The following is a 20,700-nucleotide window of genomic DNA, read 5'->3' as shown; positions in this document are numbered from 1 at the left end:
GGTCATTGCTATATTCGCAGGGTGCAGCGAGGACGGATTGCGCGGATGCCCGCCGCTCGGCGACGGAGCCTCGTCGATGCCGCTGCCACCGAGTTCGCTTGCCAGGGTTACGAGAACGCCTCGCTGAACGCGATCATCAAGCGCTGTTCGATGAGCAAGAGCTCGTTCTACTACCTGTTCGACTCCAAAGAGGAGTTGTTCGACTTCGTGGTCACCGAACTGCTGGAACTTCTCGCGGGAACCGTCGCCATACCGGCGCCGCGCGATTTCGCCGAAGGCGATTTCTGGACACGGGTGGAGGCGCTGTTCGTGCATCTGACGCAGGCCGCGGCGAGCGACGACGCGCTGCGCAACCTGGGCCGCATGTTCTACGGCGAAGCACCTGAGGATGCGCGCCGGTCCGTGGCCACCAGCCTGCAGGCGGCGCGCAACTGGGTGCAGGAGGTAGTGAAGGCGGGCCGCAGCACCGGCGCCGTCGCCGATGATCTCCCCGAGTCGCTGCAGTGCGACCTCACGTTCGGAGTGCTGCAGATCTTCGACCGGTGGTCGGTCGACCACGTGGATGCCTCAGACGGTGCGCAGGCAGAGGCGCTCGTCATCGCGCAGTTCGCCGCGTTGAAGCGACTCCTCGGCGCCGACCCAGCGTGATCGCGACGCTCGTCACTCCCGCGAGATCGCGATTGCGGTGGTGAAGACGTCGTCCATCATCGCCGGCGTGAGCCGCCCGGTGAACGTGTTCTGCTGGCTGGGGTGGAAGCAGCCGAGGAGCGTGACCTCGCCCCCGGGCGTGCCCAAGGGGGCGGTCACGCCGTGGCCGAACTTGGGCGCGGGCTTGGCCACCGTGCCGCCGGTCCTGCGGATCAGCGCCAGCGCCGACTGCCAGGCGAATCCGCCCAACGCGACGATCACGCGGACGTCGGCGCCGGTCAGCCGCCATTCGGCGTCCAGCCAGGGTGCACAGGTCGTCCGTTCGGCAGGGAGCGGCGCGTTGTCGGGTGGGGCGCACCGCACCGCCGCTGCCACTCGAACGCCGTTGAGCTGCAATCCATCCGCGCTGTCGGTGCAGGTCGCCTGGTTGGCCAGACCGGTCCGGTGCAGCGATCCGAACAGGAAGTCCCCCGACCGGTCCCCGGTGAAGACCCGGCCGGTCCGGTTGGCCCCGTGTGCGGCTGGTGCGAGGCCGACGATCATGATCTTCGGCCGCGCTTCGCCGAACCCCGGCGCGGGCCTGCCCCAGTAGGGCTGGTCGGCATAAGACTTGCGCTTGACCGCGGCCGCGTCCTCCCGCCACTCCACGAGCCGCGGGCACGCGCGGCACACCGACACCCCCGCATCGAGCTGCTTGAGGGTTTTCGCCGCAGCGGCGAGAGCCGTCACCTCGGCGGCCGTCGAGGCCACCGCGGTGCGGCGGGTGGCCGGATCTCCGGGCCACCCGGTGCCCGGGCGCACCGGGGTCGGGAAGAGTTCACCGGTTCGCGGATGGGGCAGCATCATTCGTTACCAAGAAGCATCGTTCATCGTTACCTCGAAACGCCGTTTGCCTCACGCGAGCTCCGGCACAGGTATTCCACCATTGTTCGTCGAACGGTTTCGAATGGGGAGACATATGCGACGACGAGCGACGGCAGCTATCGCGGGGATCTGCACCCTGGTCACGGGCTGTGCCAGCACGATCAGCAGCGCCGAGTCCGCCACACCCACCAGGACGATGATTCCCCGTCCGCTGGTGGAACGTGAGCTGGGCGAGCTGCTGCTCAGCCCTGAGGAAGCGGCCGACGAGATGGGGGTGCCCGCGATGACGGTCACCGAGTCCGCGACGGCGATGTCGGACAACAGCGCGATCATGGCGCCCGTCGAGTGCCTCGCCGTCGACGGCGCCGCGGAGTTGCAGGTCTATGCCAACAGCGGCTACCAGGCCGAACGCGATCAGAGCCTCAACGACGGCGAGGGCTGGAAGCACTACCTCAAGCAGTCGGTCGTGCTCTACCCGTACCTGGAGAAGGCGGCCGAGTTCTTCGACGCCTCCACCCGCCAATGGCCCGCATGTCACGAGTACACGCACACCCAGAGCGGCTCGATATGGACCGTGGGCGAGATCGTCACCGAGGGTGACACCCTGAGCACAGTCGCGATGCAGCAGGACGCGGCCGCGCCCGGCTGGGGATGCGGGCGCGCGCTCGTGCACCGCAACAACGTGATCGTCGACGTGAATACCTGCAGCGCGAGCCCGGGTGATTCGGCACGCCGGATCGCCACCCTGATCGCGGCGAAGGTGAACGCCCAGTGGTAGCGGGCTGACAGCGAAAAACCGCTCGTCACGCCGCGATCGGCACTGCTACATTCCCGGCGGTATCCCATGACGACCGACAAAGCGCCGGGTAGGCGTGTGCCTCTGCTGCTCATCCTGTTCGCCGCGCTGATGGCCGGCGCGGGCAACGGCATCTCGATTGTGGCGTTTCCGTGGCTGGTGTTGCAGCGCAACGGTTCTGCACTCGATGCCTCGATCGTGGCGATGGCCGGAACGCTGCCGCTGCTGGCCGCCACGTTGATCGCCGGGGCCGCGGTCGACTACCTGGGCCGCCGGCGGGTGTCGATGATCGCCGACGCCCTGTCGGCGCTGTCGGTGGCCGCGGTCCCCGTGCTCGCGCTGGTGTTCGGCGTCGACGTGATCAACGTCGGCGTGCTGGCGGCCCTCGCGGCGCTGGGAGCGTTCTTCGACCCCGCCGGGATGACCGCGAGGGAGACGATGCTGCCCGAGGCCGCCCAGCGCGCCGGCTGGACGCTCGACCATGCCAACTCGGTGTTCGAAGCGATCTTCAACCTCGCCTACATCGTCGGCCCCGGCATCGGCGGTCTGCTCATCGCCACCCTGGGCGGCATCGACACGATGTGGGTGACCGCCGCGGCGTTCGTCCTGTCCATCCTCGCCATCGGGGTGCTGCGCCTCGAGGGCGCCGGTAGACCCGATCCGACCGCGATGTCCGACGGGGTGTGGGCGGGAATCCTCGAAGGTCTGCGCTTCGTCTGGCACAACAAGGTCCTGCGCACGCTGGCGTTCATCGACCTCGCGGCCACGGGCCTGTACATGCCGATGGAGAGCGTGCTGTTCCCGAAGTACTTCACCGACCGCGACGAGCCGGCGCAGCTGGGGTGGGTGTTGATGGCGCTGAGCATCGGCGGCCTCGTCGGAGCGCTCGGCTACGCGGTGATGTCGCGATACATGAAGCGGCGCACAGTGATGCTGGCCGCCGTCCTGACCCTGGGCGTGGCGATGACGGTGATCGCGTTCCTCCCGCCGCTGCCCGTCATCCTCGTGCTGTGCGCGATGGTCGGCTTCGTCTACGGGCCGATCGCGCCGATTTACAACTACGTGATGCAGACCCGCGCCCCGCAGCACCTGCGCGGGCGCGTCGTCGGGGTGATGGGATCGCTGGCCTACGCCGCGGGACCGCTGGGGCTGATCCTGGCGGGACCGCTGGCCGATGCGGCCGGGCTGCACGCCACGTTCCTGGCGTTGTCGCTGCCGATGCTTGCGCTGGGCGTCGTGGCGGTGTTCCTGCCCGCTCTTCGCGAGCTCGACCGGCCCGAGTCGATCCCTACACCGGGCTCAGGTACTCCCTGAGGAAACGGCCGATCGCGCGCACCCAGCGGCGCCCGACGGGACGGGCGAAGTGTTCGATCAGATCGAGGTCGGCGACGACGTAGCCGTTCGAGGCGCGGTACCACATGCCGGCCATGCAGAGTTCCAGGGCGGCCATCGTCGTGACCGGCCCCGGTGCGATCGCGTCCAGACGGTCGTCGGGCACGAAGGCCGGGTAGGCCGCGCCCTTGCGATCGGCGACGGCGCGCACGTGGATCTCCAGAGCGGCGGGCGACACCAGCGCTGACCGCTTCCGGTTCTGCAACGACTTCACCTGGGCGAAGACCACACTGTCCCGCATGCGACGAACAATAGCGTTAACACGCCCGTAACATCACACCGGCCGGTCCTAGACTGGCGCTGTGCACGCGCTGGCCGACCTGATCGCCGAACTCCCCGAAGGCACGGTCGTCACCGACCCCGACATCCTTCGTTCCTACCGCCAGGACCGCGCGGCCGATCCCGGGGCCGGCACCCCGGCAGCGGTGGTCCGGCCGCGCCGCACCGAGGAGGTCCAGACGGTCCTACGGTGGGCCACCGCCCACCGCGTCGCCGTCGTCCCCCGCGGAATGGGCACTGGATTGTCCGGCGGCGCAACGGCTCTCGACGGTGGCATCGTGCTGAGCACCGAGAAGATGCGCGACATCACCGTTGATCCCGTCACCCGCACCGCCGTCGCGCAGCCGGGCCTGCTCAATGCCGAGGTGAAGAAGGCCGTCGGCGAATACGGGCTCTGGTACCCGCCGGACCCGTCTTCTTTCGAGATCTGCAGTATCGGCGGCAACGTCGCCACCAACGCCGGCGGCCTGTGCTGCGTCAAGTACGGCGTGACCACCGATTACGTGCTCGGCCTCCAGGTGGTGCTGGCCGACGGCACCGCGGTGCGACTCGGTGGGCCACGCCTCAAGGACGTCGCGGGCCTGTCCCTGACGAAGCTATTCGTCGGCAGCGAGGGCACCCTCGGCATCGTCACCGAGATCACCCTCAAGCTCCTGCCCGCGCAGAGTTCGGCCTGCACGGTCGTCGCGACCTTCGATTCCGTCGAAGCCGCCGCCGACGCCGTCGTCACCATCACCGGCAAGATCCGGCCCTCGATGCTGGAGTTCATGGACTCCACGGCCATCAACGCCGTCGAGGACAAGCTGAAGATGGGCCTGGACCGCGAGGCCGCGGCGATGATGGTGGCCGCCAGCGACGACCGCGGGCAAGCGGGGGCCCAGGATGCCGAATACATGGCCGAGGTGTTCACCGAACACGGTGCGAAAGAGGTGTTTTTGACATCCGACCCTGAGGAGGGCGATGCGTTCGTCGCCGCCAGGCGCTATGCGATACCCGCCGTGGAGGCCAAGGGATCGCTCCTCCTGGAGGACGTCGGCGTGCCGTTGCCGGCGCTGGCCGAGCTCGTCAGCGGCGTCGAGAAGATCGCTGCGGACCGCGATCTGCTGATCTCCGTGATCGCCCACGCCGGCGACGGCAACACCCACCCGCTCATCGTGTTCGACCCGTCCGACTCCGCGATGGAACAGCGTGCGCAGCAGGCGTTCGGCGAGATCATGGACCTCGCGGTGGGACTCGGGGGGACGATCACCGGCGAACACGGTGTCGGCCGCCTCAAGCGCCCCTGGCTGGCCGGTCAGCTGGGCCCCGAGGCGATGGAGCTGAACCGGCGGATCAAGCAGGCACTCGACCCGGACGGGATCCTGAACCCGGGTGCAGCGATCTGACCCGACCTGCGGCGATGCGGTCCCCTGATTGACATTGCGCGCCGACTGTCGTACGAACAAGACATGACGGCAACTTTGTCTCACAGCTCGCCGGTGCGATTCGAGCTGGCGGACGCGACGACCTGGCGTGATCCGTGGCCGATGTACCGCGCGCTGCGCGACCACGATCCGGTCCACCACGTCGTCCCCGAGGAGCAGCCCGATCGCGACTACTACGTGCTGTCCCGCCACGCCGACATCTGGGCCGCGGCACGAGACCACGAGACGTTCTCCTCGGCGCAGGGGCTGACGGTCAACTACGGCGAGCTCGACCTGATCGGCCTGGCCGACAATCCGCCGATGGTCATGCAGGACCCGCCCGTGCACACCGAATTCCGCAAGCTGGTCGCGCGCGGCTTCACGCCGCGCCAGGTCGAGGCCGTGGAGCCGAAGGTCCGCGAGTACGTGGTGGACCGTCTGGAGCGCATCAGGGCGGCCGGGGGCGGGGACATCGTCGCCGAACTGTTCAAACCCCTGCCGTCCATGGTGGTCGCGCACTACCTCGGGGTACCGGAGGCCGATCGCGGAAAGTTCGACGGCTGGACCGACGCGATCGTGGCCGCCAACACCAGCGAGGGCGGAATCGGCGGCGCACTGGGCACTTTGGGGGATGCGCTCGGCGAGATGATGGGCTATTTCACGTCGCTGATCGAACGCCGCCGCGCCGAACCGGAGGACGACACGGTCTCCCACCTGGTGGCTGCGGGTGTGGGGGCCGACGGCGACATCTCCGGTGTGCTGTCGATCCTGGCGTTCACGTTCACGATGGTCACCGGCGGCAACGACACCACCACCGGCATGCTCGGCGGTTCGGTACAGCTGCTGCATCAACGCCCGGACCAGCGTCGGCTTCTGACCAACGACCCGCAGCTGATCCCCGATGCGGTCGACGAGTTCCTGCGGTTGACCTCACCGGTGCAGATGCTGGGTCGCACCGTCACCCGTGACGTGACGATCGGCGACGTGACGATCCCTGAAGGTCGTCGCGCCATGTTCCTCTACGGCTCGGGCAACCGCGACGAGCGCCATTTCGGCGAAGACGCGGCCGAATTGGACGTCACCCGCAGACCACGCAACATCCTGACGTTCAGCCACGGCGCGCATCACTGCCTCGGCGCCGCGGCGGCCCGGATGCAGTCCCGGGTCACACTGACCGAATTGCTCACGCGGATACCCGAATTCGAGGTCGACGAGGCCGGGATCGTCTGGTCCGGCGGCAGCTACGTCCGACGGCCGCTGTCGGTGCCCTTCACGGTGACCGGCTGATGGCGGGCGACTGGCTGGCCGCCCGGCGCACCGAGGTGGCCGCCGACCGCATCCTCGACGCAGCGGGCGAACTGTTCGCCTCTCAGGCCGCCGCCACCGTCGGCATGCACGAGATCGCCTCGGCCGCAGGCTGTTCGAGAGCCACGCTGTACCGCTACTTCGAGAACCGCGAAGCGCTCTACACGGCCTACGTGCATCGGGAGAGCTACCGGCTCTACCGCGAGATGACCGAGCAGATCATGTCGTTCGACGATCCCCGCGACCGGCTGATCGAGGGGATGCTGTCGTCGTTGCGCAACGTGCGCGAAAGCCCGGCGCTGGCATCCTGGTTCGCGACCACGCAGCGCCCGATCGGCGCGGAGATGGCCGAGGAGTCCGAGGTCATCAAAGCCCTGACGGAGGCCTTCGTCATCTCGCTGGGCCCCGATGACTCCGAGAAGGTCGCGCACCGGTCGCGATGGCTGGTGCGGGTGATGACCTCGCTGATGCTGTTCCCCGGCCACGACGAAGCCGACGAGCGCGCGATGCTCGAAGAGTTCGTCGTGCCGATCGTGCTGCCGAGCCAGGCCGCCGATCAGGCCACCCAGTAGGCCTGCGCCTTGACCGCTTTGCGCGGGATCTTGTATTCCTCGCGCAGCAGCTTGGCCACCGCGCGCGTGGTGCGGTTGTCGCAGCCGACCCAACCGAAGTGGTCGGACGCATCGAAGGCCGCAGAGCCCACCGCGGCCACCAGCGCCTCACCGGCGTTCTCCCGGTCCACCCACGTCACGTCCGCACTGCGCCGGACCGGGAGCTGCCTGTCGTCGTCGTGGGACGCCTCCAGGAACACCCGCGCGGGGGCGTCGCCGATCGCGTCGAGCAGCGAGTTGATCGCGGGCAGCGAGGCCGTGTCCCCGACGATGACGTACCCCGCCGGCTTCGGCTCCGGCAGGGAGAAGTTGCTGCCCAGGACCGTGGCCTCGATCCTGTCCCCCGGCTGCGCCTGCTCGGCCCACCGCGACGCGACGCCGTCGTGCACCGCGAACTCGATGTCGACGGTGTCGTTCTCCGGGTCGGGGTTGACCAGGGTGTAGCCGCGTTGGTGCAGCTTCTCCCCGTCGGTGAACCACATCCTGATCCACATCGTCGGGTGCAGGGCGCGGTCGGCGAGCAGACCGCCGGCCTCGAAGCTCAGCCGCAGGTAGTGCGGGGTCACCTCGGTGCGCCCCGTGACCGTCAGCTCGTAGTCGCCCGCGCGCAGAAGCTTGAGCACTGCGCCCGCGAAACCGCGCGACAACTTGGTGTCCGACATGAACTCATCACCCCTCGCTGCAGATAGTTAGGTCAGCTTAACCTAACTATCTGCCTGACCGGGTTTCCCGTCAGGTGCGGACGCGCGTGAAGCGGTGCAGCACCCACGCCAGTGGAATGGTCACGATCAGCGTTCCGAAGAACAGCAGCCACACCGACCCCGTGTAGATCGGGTAGCGCAGGATCTCGACCATCACCAGCTCCATGGTGACGAGATGGATCAGGAAGATCTCGTAGGAGATCTCGCCGAGGAAGATCATCGGCCGGCTCGCCATGCACCGCGCGTAGAGGCCCGTGTCCCGCAGCGCCAGGGGCGCCACCACCAGGGTGGCGATCGCGGCGTAGAACGCGGTCTTGAGAAGCGCTTCGTGCAGCCCGGCCGGCGAAGTGGTCGGCTCCCCGGCGATCGGCGTGGACACGATGACGTAGCTGACGACTGCCAGCGGCACGCAGACCAACGCGTAGGCGCGCACACCCATGGGCTGTAGAGCCGCCAGCAGCATCCCGCCGATGAACCACGCGAGGTAGCCCGGCAGCCACAGCTTCGCGCCGTCGGGCAGGAAGTCGGTCGTGTGCACCAGCCACATCCACCCCGGCGATGCCGCCGCCAGCACCACCAGCCCGGCCATCAGGAGCCGCGGACGCCACCGGCGCCGGCACACCACGACCAGCAGCAGGTAGGCCAACGCCGGCAACGCCACATAGAAGGCGACCTCCACCGCCAGGCTCCACATCTGCGTGAGCCCTTGGTGCAGAAACGAATACAGGTAGTCGTCGGTGTAGATCTGGGTCAGGGTCAGGTTACGGAACAGCCCCTCCCACGTGTGACCGGGGTTCGGGCCGGCGGTGCGGAAGTGGTAGACGAGGTAGGCCGCGAGGACGGTCACCGCGTAGGCGGGCATGATGCGGCGCACGCGATGCCAGGCGTAGCGCCGCACCGACGGTGACGGCGCACCGGCCTTCGCGGCCTTGACCCACGGAAGGAACAGCAGGAAACCCGACAGCACGAAGAAGATCGGCACGCCGATCTCCATCCGCGAATACACCAGGCCCACATAGCCTTGCGGGTACTTACCCGTCGTGTACGCCGCGTGGGTGAGCACCACCAGCAGGGCCGCGACAGCCCGGATGCCCGTCAGCGATGCGACCCGCTCCGTGGTGACCGACTCCAGTCCCCCGGCCGCCTCGACGCCAGACTCGCCCGAACGCACGGGCGAGGTCACTTCGTCGTGGGCTTCCCCCGATGCGGCTTGGGCCCGCGATCGGGTTGGAGCTGGATCAGCTGCCCCTGAATCCTGGTGTTCTCCAACGCCTTCAGAGTCTTGCCGGGAAGCTTGGCAGGCAGTTCGACGAGCGAATGATCCATCTTGATGGTGATGTGCCCGAAATCGCTGCGATGCAGCCCGCCTTCGTTGGCGATCGCGCCCACGATCGCGCCGGGGGCCACCTTGTGCCGTTTGCCGACGGCGATCCGGTAGGTGGCCAGGTCGCTGCGCCGCTCCCGCGGCTTGCGCGCCGGACCCTCACCCCGGTCACGGTCGGGGCGTTCGCGACGCTTCTCCGGCGGCGGCTCGGTCATCAGGAATTCCTCGCCGTTGCGGCTCTGCAGAGCCAGCGCCGCGGCGATGTCGGCCATCGGGACGTCGTGGTCGCGCTCGTAGCCCTCGATGAGCGTGCGGAACAGGTCGATACCCGGCTTGGCCAGTGCGTCGGTGATCGAATCGCGGAACTTGGCGACACGCTTCTCGTTGACGTCGTCGACCGAGGGCAGGTCGGACTCGACCAACTTCTGCCGCGTCACGCGCTCGATGGAGTTCAGCAGGTGGCGCTCGCGAGGCGTGACGAACAGCAGTGCCGTCCCCGACCGTCCGGCACGTCCCGTGCGGCCGATCCGGTGTACGTAGGACTCCGGGTCGTGCGGGATGTCGTAGTTCAGCACGTGCGAGATGCGCTCGACGTCCAACCCGCGCGCCGCGACGTCGGTGGCGATCAGGATGTCGATCGACCCGTCCTTGAGCGAGTTGATGGTGCGCTCGCGGACTGCCTGCGGGATGTCGCCGTTGATCGCGGCCGCGGCGAACCCGCGGGCGCGCAGCTTCTCGGCGACCTCCTCGGTGGCCTGCTTGGTCCGGACGAACACGATCATCGCGTCGCCCTGTTCGACCTCGAGCAGACGCGTCAGGGCGTCCATCTTGCGATTGCCCGCGACGAGCACGTAGCGCTGCGTGATGTTCTCGGCCGTCTGCGTCTTCGCCTTGACCGTCACCTCGACCGGATCATGCAGGTACTTGGCGGTGATCTTCTTGATCGCCGGCGGCATCGTGGCCGAGAAGAGGGCGACCTGCTTGTATTCGGGAGTGTCGGCGAGGATGCGCTCGACATCCTCGGCGAAGCCCATCTGCAGCATCTCGTCGGCCTCGTCGAGCACGAGGTAGTCGAGGTGCGAGAGGTCGAGGCTGCCCTTCTCCAGATGGTCGATCACACGGCCGGGCGTGCCGACGACCACCTGCGCGCCGCGCTTGAGGCCCGATAGCTGCGGTACGTAGGACGACCCGCCGTAGATGGGCAGGACGTTGACCCGCAGGTGGGCGCCGTAGCGGCCGAAAGCCTCGGCGACCTGCAGCGCGAGCTCGCGGGTGGGCGCCAGGACGAGCGCCTGGGTGTTGCGGCTGCCGGTGTCGATCTTCGACAGGATCGGGATGGCGAAGGCGGCCGTCTTGCCGGTGCCGGTCTGTGCGAGGCCGACCACATCGGAGCCCGCGAGCATCGCCGGGATGGTCTCCGCCTGGATGGGCGATGGCGATTCGTAACCGACGTCGGCGACAGCCTGCAGCACTGCAGGGTGAATCTGCAGGTCAGCAAAGGTCAGGTCGGCGGACGCAGGTTCCGCATTTGAGGACGTCATCGTCGTTGGAGTCTAGTGGCTGACGGCGGCTCTTCTCGCCTCCCGGCCGAAGCAGGGACGCGGCCCGCCGCGGTGCCCCCTACGCGGCCCGCCGCGGTGCGCCTCCGACGCGCTCCCCTCCCCCTCCCGGTACGGTGCGCAACTGTGAAGTGGGCAGCAGTCATCGGCTCGGCGATTGCAGCGGGCGCCCTCACCTTGACCGCCTGCAGTCCCGGCGACTCCACCGTGTCCAAAACGCCTGATCAGAGCACCCCGGCGCCTGCCCCGTCGGCGCCCACCACGTCGGCGCCGCCCTTGGGCCCGCCACCCGGGCCGGCCCCCGCCGCGGACCCGTGTGCCATCGATCTCGCCGCTCCGGAGATCACCAAGGCCGTCTCCGAACTCCCCCGTGACCCGCGCAGTAACCAGGGCTGGAACCCCGAGCCGCTGGCCGGCAACTACAGCCAGTGCGCCCAATTGTCGGCCGTCATCGTCAAGGCCAATACGAACGCCGAGAACCCGAACACCCGCGCGGTGCTGTTCCATCAGGGCAAGTTCATCCCGACCGGAGTGCCCGACACCTACGGCTTCAACGGTCTCGACACCACCCAGACCACCGGCGACACGGTCGCCCTGCAGTACTCCAGCGGCGTACCCGGCCTGGCCAGCGTCGTGAAGTTCCGCTGGAACGGTAGCGGTGTCGAGCTGATCGGCAACACTCCCCGCTAATTCGTTTCCCATCCCTGACGCCGGGTATGCCGCGGCCAGGTCGGGAAATTGACGCTCACGGAGGAGTGAACCCATGGAAGATGCCCTTCGGGACATGTGGCGCTCGGTCGCCACATTCGCCCCCAAACTGCTGGCCTTTATCGTCATCCTCGTCGTCGGTCTGATCGTCGCGAAACTGATCGCCAAGGCCATCGACAAGATCCTTGAGCGTGTCGGCTTCGACCGCGCGGTCGAACGCGGGGGCATCAAGCGTGCCCTTCAGCAAAGCAACTACGACGCGTCGACCATCGTCAGCAAGATCGTCTACTACGCGCTTCTGCTGTTCGTCCTGCAGCTGGCGTTCGGCGTCTTCGGACCCAACCCCGTCAGCGCACTGCTCGCCGGAGTGATCGCCTTCCTGCCCAAGCTGCTCGTCGCACTGATCATCGTCGTGGTCGCCGCGGCGATCGCCGCCGCGGTGCGCGACCTCGTGTCCAACGCCCTGGGCGGGCTGTCCTACGGACGCATGCTGGCCAACATCGCGAGCATCTTCATCCTCGGCCTGGGCATCATCGCCGCGCTGAACCAGGTCGGTATCGCCCTGACCGTCACGCTGCCCGTGCTCGTCGCGATCCTCGGCACCATCGGCGGCATCTTGATCGTCGGCGTCGGCGGCGGCCTCATCAAGCCGATGCAGCACCGGTGGGAGGACTACCTCAATCGCGCCGAGGAAGAAGGCCGCAAGATCCGCGAGGAGGCCGACAAGCGCCGCCCGGTGGACACCCCGACCCAGCAGATGCCGGCCTTCACCGGCGCGCCCACGGGTGTCCAGGGCGGATACGGCCAGACCCCGCAGCAGGGGTACCAGCCGACGTATCAGCCCACCCAGCAGCCCTACCAGCCGACGCAGCCGCCCTACCCGCCCACGCCCGGCTACAACGGGCCGCAGTAACCGCTCCTCCCCGCGGCCGCTCCTCCCGCGGCGCCGAACTGAGGTTCCGGGTCGTTGCGCGCAGCGCAATCGCAGCCTGGAACCTCAGTTCGGCGGTGAGTGGTGTCGGCGTGCTGACCTACAGTTGCGGGCGTGTTCGTCACCGACGACCGGGTCGTCTACAGCGCCTCGGACCTGGCCGCCGCGGCCCGGTGCGAGTACGCGCTGCTGCGCTCCTTCGACGCCCGGCTCGGCTGGGGTCCACCCACCTCCGGTGACGACGAACTGCTGGCCCGCACAGCAGAACTCGGAGCCCAACACGAACAGCGCCACCTCTCGGCGCTGCGTGGCGAGGCGGGTGTCGCGATCATCGGCCGGCCGCAGTACACCGTCGCGGGGCTGACGGCCGCGGCCGAACAGACCCTGGCCGCGATCGCCGACCGCGCGCCCGTCGTCTATCAGGCCGCCATGTTCGACGGCCGCTTCGTGGGCTTCGCCGACTTCCTGCTCCTCGAAGACGGCCCCGACGGACCTCGGTATCGCCTGCGCGACACCAAGCTGGCGCGCTCGGTCAAGGTCGAGGCGCTGCTGCAGATGGCGGCCTACGTCGAGACGCTGACCGCCGCCGCGGTGCCGGTCGCTCCGGAGGTCGACCTGGTGCTCGGCGACGGCGCCGTCGTCAGCTATGGAGTCGACGAACTGCTGCCCGTCTACCGGCCCCGCCGCGACGCCCTGCAGCGGCTGCTCGACGACCACCTGTCCGGCGGCAGGGCGGTCACCTGGGAGGACCAGCACGTCCGGGCCTGCTTCCGCTGCGCCGAATGCGACGAGCAGGTCCGCGCGTCCGACGACCTGCTGCTCGTGGCCGGAATGCGGGTCAGCCAGCGGGCCCGGCTGATCGACGCGGGCATCACGACCGTGCACGAGCTGGCCACCCACCAGGGCCCGGTCGCCGAGCTGTCCTCACGCACCGTCACCGCGCTGACCTCGCAGGCCCGCCTGCAGGTCGCCGACCGCGTCGTCGAGAACGGCACCGTGAAACCGCCCTACGAGCTCGTCGATCCGCAGCCGCTGATGGTGCTGCCCGACGCCGACAAGGGCGACCTGTTCTTCGACTTCGAGGGCGACCCGCTGTGGACCGTCGACGGCCACGACTGGGGCCTGGAATACCTGTGGGGCGTGCTCACCGTCTCCGACGACTTCCATCCCCTGTGGGCCCACGACCGCCACGACGAGCGGCAGGCCCTCAAGGATTTCCTGGCGATGGTGCGCAAGCGCAGACGCCGCTATCCCGGCATGCACATCTACCATTACGCCGCCTACGAGAAGAGCACGCTGCTACGGCTGGCCGGCCGGTACGGCGTGGGCGAGCTCGAGATCGACGAGCTGCTGCGCGACGGTGTGCTCGTCGACCTGTATCCGTTGGTGCGCAAGAGCATTCGCGTCGGCACCGAGAACTACAGCATCAAGTCGCTGGAGCCGCTGTACATGGGCACCGAGCTGCGTGACGGCGAGGTCACGACGGCGACGGCGTCGATCACCGAGTACGCCCGCTACTGCACGTTGCGCGACGAAGGCCGCACCGACGAGGCCGCGACCGTGCTCAAGGAGATCGAGGGGTACAACCGCTACGACTGCCGTTCGACGCGAAGGCTGCGTGACTGGATGATGGCCCGCGCCATCGAGTCCGGCGTTCCGCCGCGCGGGCCCCTCGCGGTGTCGAAGGACGCCGACACCGGTGTCGTCGAGGTCGACGACGTCGAACGCAGACTCCTGAAGTTCGCCGGTGACGGCATCGAGGCGCGGTCGGCCGAGCAGGTCGCCGCGGCGATGCTGGCCGCCGCCAAGGGTTTTCACAAGCGCGAGGACAAACCGTTCTGGTGGGGGCACTTCGACCGCGTCAACAACCCCGTCGACGAGTGGGCCGACGACAGCAGCGTGTTCATCGTCGACAATCACGAGATCGTGGCCGACTGGCACAAGCCGCCGAAAGCCCGCAAACAGCAACGCCACCTCCGGCTGCGCGGTGAGATCGCCACCGGTGAGCTGAACCGGGACATGTACGCCCTCTACGACCCGCCGTGCCCCGTCGGGCTGTCCGACGACCCGGACCGGCGCGGCTTTGCGACCGTGTCCGTCGCCGAATGCGACGACCCCGAAGCGCCGACTGAGGTCGTGATCGTCGAGCGTCAGCCCAAGGGCGGCGACGTGTTCGATCAGGTGCCCTTCGCGCTGACCCCCGGGCCGCCGATCAACACCGGCATGCTCGCCGACGCCATCGCCGACACCGCATCGCTGGTTGCGGCCGGCCTGCCGCAGCTGCCGCCCGACGCGCTCACCGACATCCTGCTGCGGCGCCCGCCGCGGACCCGCAGCGGCGCCGCGCTGCCTCGCACCGGTGACGCCGTCGCCGACATCACCTGTGCGCTTCTGGATCTCGACTCGTCGTACCTTGCCGTGCACGGCCCGCCCGGCACCGGAAAGACGTTCACCTCGGCGCAGGTGATCGCCGCCCTGGTCGCCGAACACGAGTGGACCATCGGTGTGGTCGCGCAGTCGCACGCGGTGGTGGAGAACCTGTTCGGTGATGTGATGCGTGCCGGGGTGGACGGCGCGCGGGTCGGCAAGAAGCTGCACACGGTCAGCAGCGGCTGGACCGAACTGGACCGCGACGACTACGCGGAGTTCCTCTGCCAGGGCGGCTGCGTGGTCGGCGGAACTGCGTGGGACTTCGCCAACGCCAACAAGTTCGAGCGCGACAGCCTCGATCTGCTGGTGATCGAGGAGGCCGGGCAGTTCAGCCTGGCCAACACCGTGGCGGTGTCCCGGGCGGCCCGAAACCTGTTGCTGCTCGGCGATCCTCAGCAGCTCCCCCAGGTCAGTCAGGGCACCCATCCCGAACCGGTCGACGGGTCCGCGCTGGGCTGGCTCGTCGACGGGCACAACACGCTGCCACCCGAACGCGGCTATTTCCTGGACCGCTCCTACCGCATGCATCCCGACGTGTGCGCGGCCGTCTCCCGACTCTCCTATGACGGGCGCCTGCACTCCCACGAGGCGGTGACCGCTGCGCGCACGCTCGACGGGGTGGCGCCCGGAGTCAGGACACTGACCGTCGATCACCTCGGCAATGCCAACGAGAGCCCTGAGGAAGCCGACGCGATCGTGGGTGAGATCCGCGGGCTGCTCGGGACGACGTGGACCGATCAAGACGGCACCCGGCCGCTGGGCCAGCGCGACATGCTGATCGTGACCCCGTACAACGCCCAGGTGGTGCTGCTGCGCCGGCGCCTCGACGCGGCCGGTCTGGGCGAGGTGCGCGCCGGCACCGTGGACAAGTTCCAGGGCCAGCAGGCGCCGGTGGTGTTCGTGTCGATGACCGCGTCGTTGATCGACGACGTGCCCCGCGGAATCTCGTTCCTACTCAACAGGAATCGACTCAACGTGGCCGTCAGCCGGGCGAAGTACCTGGCGGTCGTCGTCCGCTCCGGACACCTGACGGAGTATCTGCCGGGCACCCCCGACCGGCTGGTGGAGTTGGGCGCGTTCCTGTCCCTGGCCCCGTGTGATACACCGGCCCAGTGACCTCAGCCCTGACCGAGCAGCTCGCCGGGATCGTCGGAGCCGCCCACGTGATCACCGACGGCGACGTGCTCGACGGTCGCAGCATCGACCACACCGGGCGCTACCGGGGCCACGCGGCGGCGCTGGTGCGTCCGGGGTCGACCGACGAGGTGGCCGCTGTGCTGCGCGCATGCCGCGACGCCGGGGTCAACGTCACCGTCCAGGGCGGGCGCACCTCCCTGGTCGCCGGCACTGTGCCCGAACACGACGACGTCCTGCTGTCGACGGAGCGCCTGCGCGACCTCGGCGACGTCGACGTCGAGGAGCGCCGGGTCCGGGTCGGCGCCGGCGTGACGCTGGCCGAGGTGCAGCGGGCCGCCGCGGCCGCGGGCCTGGTGTTCGGGGTCGACCTCGCGGCGCGGGACTCCGCCACCGTCGGCGGCATGGCCTCCACGAACGCCGGCGGGCTGCGCACGGTCTGCTACGGCAACATGGGCGAGCAGGTGATCGGGCTCGACGTCGTGCTGCCCGACGGCACCGTGGTGCACCGCCACAGCCAGGTGCGCAGCGACAACACCGGCTATGACCTGGCGTCGCTGTTCGTCGGGGCGGAGGGCACGCTCGGGGTGATCACCGCGCTGGATCTGCGGCTGCACCCCCTTCCGCGTCACCGGGTCACCGCCATCTGCGGTTTCGCCGACCTGGACTCCCTCATCGCGACCGGCCGCGCCTTCCGCGACATGGAAGGCATCGCGGCTCTGGAACTGATCGACGCCCGGGCCAGCGCGCTGACCGCCGAACACGCCGGGGTGGCCGCGCCCGTCGACGGCGCGTGGCAGCTGTTGATCGAGCTGTCCGGCGACACCGATCTGACCGACCGACTGGCCGACGCGCTCGAGGACGCCGACCTGTGCGGCGAACCGGCCGTCGGTGTGGACACCACTGCCCAGCAGCGGCTGTGGCAGGTGCGCGAAGCGGTCGCCGAGGTTCTCGGCGTCTACGGTCCGCCACTGAAATTCGATGTCTCGCTTCCCCTTTCGAGCATCCAGGAGTTCGCCACAGACGCCGTCGCGCTGGTCGCCGAGCATGCGCCCGAGGCGATTCCGGTGCTGTTCGGGCACATCGGGGAGGGCAACCTGCACCTGAACATCGTGCGCTTCGACCTGACCGGAGAGGACGAACGTGCGCTCTACTCGGCGATGATGACGCTCATCGCGCGCCACGGCGGCAACGTCAGCTCCGAACACGGCGTCGGCACCCGCAAGCGCGACTACCTCGCGATGGCCCGCACCGAGGCCGACATCGCCACGATGCGCGCGGTGAAGGCCGCCTTCGACCCCACCGGCTATCTGAACCGCGCGGTGTTGTTCAGCTGACCCACTTCTGTACCGTGGCCCACGATGACCAGCATCGAAGCTGACTACCTCGTCGTGGGAGCGGGCGCCATGGGAATGGCGTTCGTCGACACCCTCCTGGCCGAGAGCGACGCGACCATCGTGCTCGTCGACGAGAACCACCAGCCCGGCGGGCACTGGAACTCCGTCTACCCGTTCGTGCGCCTGCATCAGCCCTCGGCCTACTACGGCGTCAACTCGCACGCACTGGGCAACGAGGACTCGGTCGACCGCAGCGGCTTCAACGAGGGGTTCTTCGAGCTCGCGAGCGGGCACGAGGTGTGCGCCTACTACGACCAGGTGATGCGCAACCACATGCTGCCCACCGGGCGGCTGACCTACCTGCCGATGACCCGCTACCTCGGCGACGGCCGGATCCGCACCCTCGACGGCCGCGAGCAGCAGGTGACCGTGCGGCGCCGCACCGTCGATGCGACCTACCTGCTGACCATCGTGCAATCGATGCGCTCGGCGCCGTTCTCGGTCGCCGACGGGATCGGCGTCGTCGCCCCCAACGACCTACCGAGGCGGGCCGGCGACCACGACCACTTCACCGTCGTCGGTGGCGGCAAGACGGGTATGGACTGCTGTTTGTGGCTGTTGCGCAACGGCGTCCCCGCGCAGAAGGTGCGGTGGGTCAAGCCGCGCGACTCGTGGCTGCTGAACCGCGCGAACATCCAGCCGGGCGCCGACTTCGCCTGGCGCCTGCGGGCGTCCATGGCGGCCAGGATGGAGGCGATCGCGGAGGCGTCGTCGCCCGACGACCTCTTCCGGCGGCTGGAGGCCGCCGAGATCCTGTTCCGACTGGACCCGTCGGTAGAGCCCACGATGTACCACTGCGCGATCGTGTCCGAGCGTGAGCTGGAGCATCTGCGGCTGATCGAGGACGTGGTGCGGCTGGGCCACCTCGAGCACGTCGAGCACGACCGGATCCGGCTGCGCGACGGCGCCCTCGCCGCCGGTCCGTCGCTGTACGTCGACTGCACCACCCAGGGCCTGCCGCGCCCGCCGTCGGTACCTGTGTTCGACGGCGACCGGATCACCCTGCAGAGTGTCCGCAGTTGTCAGCAGGTGTTCAGCTCGGCGTTCATCGCCCACGTCGAAGCGACCTACGGCGACGACCCGACGCGCAACGAGCTGTGTGTCCCGATCACCCATCCCGACGTCCCGATCGACTGGCTCCGGCACGCGATGGAGGACAACACCGCCACCATGCGCTGGGTGCAGGACCCGGAACTGATGTCGTGGCTGCAGGCGGCGCGGCTGAATGCGGTCCGCAACCTGTTCCCCGAATTCCCGCCGGGCAAGGAGCGGGTCCGCGATCGCGCGATGGGCGCGTTGGCGGTGGCGCTCACCAAAACCAACGGCGAGCTCGCCGCGCTGATGGGCGGCGCCTAGCTGCGGGAGTGCCGGCCGTCGACGGCCCCCGGGCCGTCGCCGACCGCCGGTACGCCGGAGCCGTTGTGCCCGCGTCCGTTCTGCTCGTCGAGCAGGTCGTCGAGGATGCTGCGCCACTCCCGCTCGGTTGTGGGCTCGCGCTGCGGCGGTTCGACGTCGGAGCCGCGCGGATCGGTGACCCGCTCGAGGACATCGGTGTCGACCAGGGCGCCGGCCGGCGCCGGCTCGTGGGCCTCGTCGTCCTCCCAGGTCACCTCGTACTCGACGTAGTCGTCCTCGCCGTCGGCCCAGTAGAGGTCGTGGTCGGGATCGAAAACCTCCTGCGGTTCCCGCGTCGCAGACGCCTGCGATGCCGGCCCCGACACTGCCGGCGTCCCGAACCACCCGAGCAGGAACAGCGCGGCGACGACGCCGAACAGCGCGACGAAGGCCGGTAGCAGCATGGACTGGGACATCGCGAGAGCGAACGGCGCGTGCAGGAACCCGGGGAGCTGGGCGACCTGGCCTCCGGCCTGCGCGGACGCGCCCCCCGGGCCCGGAAGCTTCGACGAGAGCTCGGAGGCCATCAGCGCTGCCATGCCGGCGCTACCCAGGACCGAGCCGACCTGCCGGGTGGTGTTGTACACACCGGAGCCCGCACCGGCCAGCTGCGGGGGCAGGTTGCGGGTGGCGGTGGCCGCCAGCGGAGACCAGATGAACGCCATCGCCGCACCCATCGCCGTCAGCGGCAGCACCAGACGCCAGATCGGGGTGTCGGGCGTCATCTCGATGGACAGCCAGGTAACGCCGATCGCCATCAGAGAGAAGCCGAAGCCGACCACCGACCGCGGGTGCGAGCGGTCGACGAGCCTGCCGACGAACGGGGCCAGCACCCCGGTGGCGACCGCCATCGGGGCGGTCAGCAGCGCCGCGCGCGTCGGGGTGAGCCCGCAGACCGCCTGGGCGTAGAACATCAGCGGCAGGATCATCCCGGTGGCGACGAAGCCGATGACCGCGACGCCGAGGTTCGACATGGAGAAGTTGCGGTCGCGGAAGATGACGAGGGGGATCAGGGGTTCGCCCGTGTTGATCTTCTGCCAGTAGACGAACGCCGCCATCACGGCGACGCCGGCGAGGATGGTGACCCAGATCCAGGCGGCCCAGTCGTGGGTCTGCCCCTCCTGCAGGCCGAACACGACGAGGAAGAGCCCGACGCCGGAAAGCACGACGCCGGGCACGTCGAACCGCTGGTTCGGTTGGGTGGGCAGCGACGGGACCAGCCAGACCGCCAGGGCCAGGCCGAGGATGCCCACGGGCACGTTGACGATGAAGATCCACTGCCAGCCCAGATGGTCGACGAGCACCCCGCCGGCCAGGGGGCCCACAAGCGTGGCCACCCCCGCCGTGGCGCCCCATACGCTCATCGCCACCCCGCGACGGTGCGCGGGGAACGTCCGCGTGATGACGGTCATGGTCTGCGGCGTCAGCATCGCCGCGCCCACGCCCTGGACGACCCGGGCGGCGACCAGCGTGCCGATCGAATCCGCCAGCCCGCACCACAGCGACGCCGCGGTGAAGACGGCGAGGCCGGCCAGGTACAGATTCTTGGGCCCGTACCGGTCCCCGAGGCGCCCCGCCACCAGCAGCGGTACCGCATAGGCCAGCAGGTAGGCGCTCGTCACCCAGATCACCGAGTCGTAGCCGGCGCCGAGGCCGGCCATGATCGCCGGGTTGGCGACCGCGACGATCGTCGCGTCGACCAGGATCATGAAGAACCCGATGAGCAGGGCCCACAGCGCATGCCACGGGTTGGCGCCCCGGGCGCGCGGCGTCACAGAATCGAACATGGTGGGAGTCAGTCAGATATCCATCAGGAGATGATC

General features: G+C 69.0%; 17 protein-coding genes. 11 read left to right on the top strand and 6 right to left on the bottom strand.

The window, feature by feature from the left end; genetic code table 11:
• The first annotated feature begins 45 nt into the window (after nucleotides 1–45).
• Complete coding sequence (locus tag FHR72_RS24900) at nucleotides 46–648, top strand: TetR/AcrR family transcriptional regulator (protein ID WP_183473766.1); 603 nt, start codon at nucleotides 46–48, stop codon at nucleotides 646–648.
• 12 nt (nucleotides 649–660) lie between these two features.
• On the opposite strand, the gene FHR72_RS24895 is transcribed toward FHR72_RS24900, so the two are convergent.
• Entirely contained in the window at nucleotides 661–1,494 is an 834-nt protein-coding gene (locus FHR72_RS24895; RefSeq protein WP_183473763.1) for a uracil-DNA glycosylase, read from the bottom strand.
• A 112-nt stretch (nucleotides 1,495–1,606) separates the two neighbouring features.
• Between FHR72_RS24895 and FHR72_RS24890 the strand changes: the two genes are divergently transcribed.
• Together FHR72_RS24890 and tap are read left to right on the top strand one after the other, a co-directional pair.
• Entirely contained in the window at nucleotides 1,607–2,290 is a 684-nt protein-coding gene (locus FHR72_RS24890) for a sensor domain-containing protein (RefSeq protein WP_183473760.1), read from the top strand.
• 66 nt (nucleotides 2,291–2,356) lie between these two features.
• Nucleotides 2,357–3,622, top strand: coding sequence for a multidrug efflux MFS transporter Tap (gene tap / locus FHR72_RS24885; protein WP_183473757.1), 1,266 nt, complete (start codon nucleotides 2,357–2,359; stop codon nucleotides 3,620–3,622).
• Here the strand turns inward: tap and FHR72_RS24880 are convergent.
• Nucleotides 3,597–3,941, bottom strand: coding sequence for a hypothetical protein (locus FHR72_RS24880; RefSeq protein WP_183473754.1), 345 nt, complete (start codon nucleotides 3,939–3,941; stop codon nucleotides 3,597–3,599). The two genes, tap and FHR72_RS24880, sit on opposite strands and share 26 nt — an antisense overlap.
• A 61-nt stretch (nucleotides 3,942–4,002) precedes the next feature.
• Here FHR72_RS24880 and FHR72_RS24875 point away from each other — a divergent pair, with 61 nt between their 5' ends.
• The 3 genes from FHR72_RS24875 (at nucleotide 4,003) to FHR72_RS24865 (ending at nucleotide 7,259) form a co-directional block, all read left to right on the top strand.
• The gene (locus FHR72_RS24875) at nucleotides 4,003–5,364 is read left to right on the top strand and encodes an FAD-binding oxidoreductase (RefSeq protein WP_183473751.1); all 1,362 of its coding nucleotides are present in this window, start codon (nucleotides 4,003–4,005) and stop codon (nucleotides 5,362–5,364) included.
• Between the two features lie 63 nt (nucleotides 5,365–5,427).
• The gene (locus FHR72_RS24870) at nucleotides 5,428–6,669 is read left to right on the top strand and encodes a cytochrome P450 (protein WP_183473748.1); all 1,242 of its coding nucleotides are present in this window, start codon (nucleotides 5,428–5,430) and stop codon (nucleotides 6,667–6,669) included.
• Nucleotides 6,669–7,259, top strand: a complete 591-nt coding sequence (locus FHR72_RS24865) for a TetR/AcrR family transcriptional regulator (protein WP_183473745.1) — start codon at nucleotides 6,669–6,671, stop codon at nucleotides 7,257–7,259. Before FHR72_RS24870 ends, FHR72_RS24865 begins: the two co-directional genes overlap by 1 nt.
• Here FHR72_RS24865 and FHR72_RS24860 read toward each other — a convergent pair.
• The 3 genes from FHR72_RS24860 to FHR72_RS24850 form a co-directional block, all read right to left on the bottom strand.
• Nucleotides 7,244–7,960 carry a siderophore-interacting protein gene (locus FHR72_RS24860; RefSeq protein ID WP_183473742.1) on the bottom strand — a complete coding sequence of 239 codons (717 nt, stop codon included), beginning with the start codon at nucleotides 7,958–7,960 and terminating at the stop codon, nucleotides 7,244–7,246. The genes FHR72_RS24865 and FHR72_RS24860 overlap by 16 nt on opposite strands.
• Nucleotides 7,961–8,030: 70 nt before the next feature.
• The gene (locus FHR72_RS24855; RefSeq protein ID WP_311736250.1) at nucleotides 8,031–9,182 is read right to left on the bottom strand and encodes an acyltransferase family protein; all 1,152 of its coding nucleotides are present in this window, start codon (nucleotides 9,180–9,182) and stop codon (nucleotides 8,031–8,033) included.
• Complete coding sequence (locus tag FHR72_RS24850; RefSeq protein WP_183473739.1) at nucleotides 9,179–10,864, bottom strand: DEAD/DEAH box helicase; 1,686 nt, start codon at nucleotides 10,862–10,864, stop codon at nucleotides 9,179–9,181. Before FHR72_RS24850 ends, FHR72_RS24855 begins: the two co-directional genes overlap by 4 nt.
• A gap of 144 nt (nucleotides 10,865–11,008) precedes the next feature.
• On the opposite strand from FHR72_RS24850, the gene FHR72_RS24845 reads away from it, so the two are divergent.
• The 5 genes from FHR72_RS24845 to FHR72_RS24825 all read left to right on the top strand — a co-directional run bounded on the left by FHR72_RS24845 (nucleotide 11,009) and on the right by FHR72_RS24825 (nucleotide 18,838).
• Nucleotides 11,009–11,572, top strand: coding sequence for an LppP/LprE family lipoprotein (locus FHR72_RS24845; protein ID WP_183473736.1), 564 nt, complete (start codon nucleotides 11,009–11,011; stop codon nucleotides 11,570–11,572).
• Nucleotides 11,573–11,645: 73 nt separating this feature from the next.
• Nucleotides 11,646–12,503 carry a mechanosensitive ion channel family protein gene (locus tag FHR72_RS24840; protein ID WP_183473733.1) on the top strand — a complete coding sequence of 286 codons (858 nt, stop codon included), beginning with the start codon at nucleotides 11,646–11,648 and terminating at the stop codon, nucleotides 12,501–12,503.
• Nucleotides 12,504–12,635: 132 nt separating this feature from the next.
• Entirely contained in the window at nucleotides 12,636–16,067 is a 3,432-nt protein-coding gene (locus tag FHR72_RS24835) for a TM0106 family RecB-like putative nuclease (RefSeq protein ID WP_183473731.1), read from the top strand.
• Nucleotides 16,064–17,422: an FAD-binding oxidoreductase gene (locus FHR72_RS24830; protein ID WP_183473728.1), complete on the top strand. Its 1,359-nt coding sequence runs from the start codon at nucleotides 16,064–16,066 to the stop codon at nucleotides 17,420–17,422. Before FHR72_RS24835 ends, FHR72_RS24830 begins: the two co-directional genes overlap by 4 nt.
• A gap of 24 nt (nucleotides 17,423–17,446) precedes the next feature.
• Complete coding sequence (locus tag FHR72_RS24825; protein ID WP_183473725.1) at nucleotides 17,447–18,838, top strand: NAD(P)-binding protein; 1,392 nt, start codon at nucleotides 17,447–17,449, stop codon at nucleotides 18,836–18,838.
• Here the strand turns inward: FHR72_RS24825 and FHR72_RS24820 are convergent.
• The gene (locus tag FHR72_RS24820) at nucleotides 18,835–20,664 is read right to left on the bottom strand and encodes an MFS transporter (RefSeq protein WP_183473722.1); all 1,830 of its coding nucleotides are present in this window, start codon (nucleotides 20,662–20,664) and stop codon (nucleotides 18,835–18,837) included. The two genes, FHR72_RS24825 and FHR72_RS24820, sit on opposite strands and share 4 nt — an antisense overlap.
• Nucleotides 20,665–20,700: the final 36 nt, after the last annotated feature.

Origin of the sequence: Mycolicibacterium iranicum, assembly GCF_014190915.1 — a bacterium.
GTDB lineage: Bacteria > Actinomycetota > Actinomycetes > Mycobacteriales > Mycobacteriaceae > Mycobacterium > Mycobacterium iranicum_B.
The sequence above is the reverse complement of the archived record's forward strand: the minus strand, read 5'-3'. Positions and strand labels throughout refer to the sequence as shown.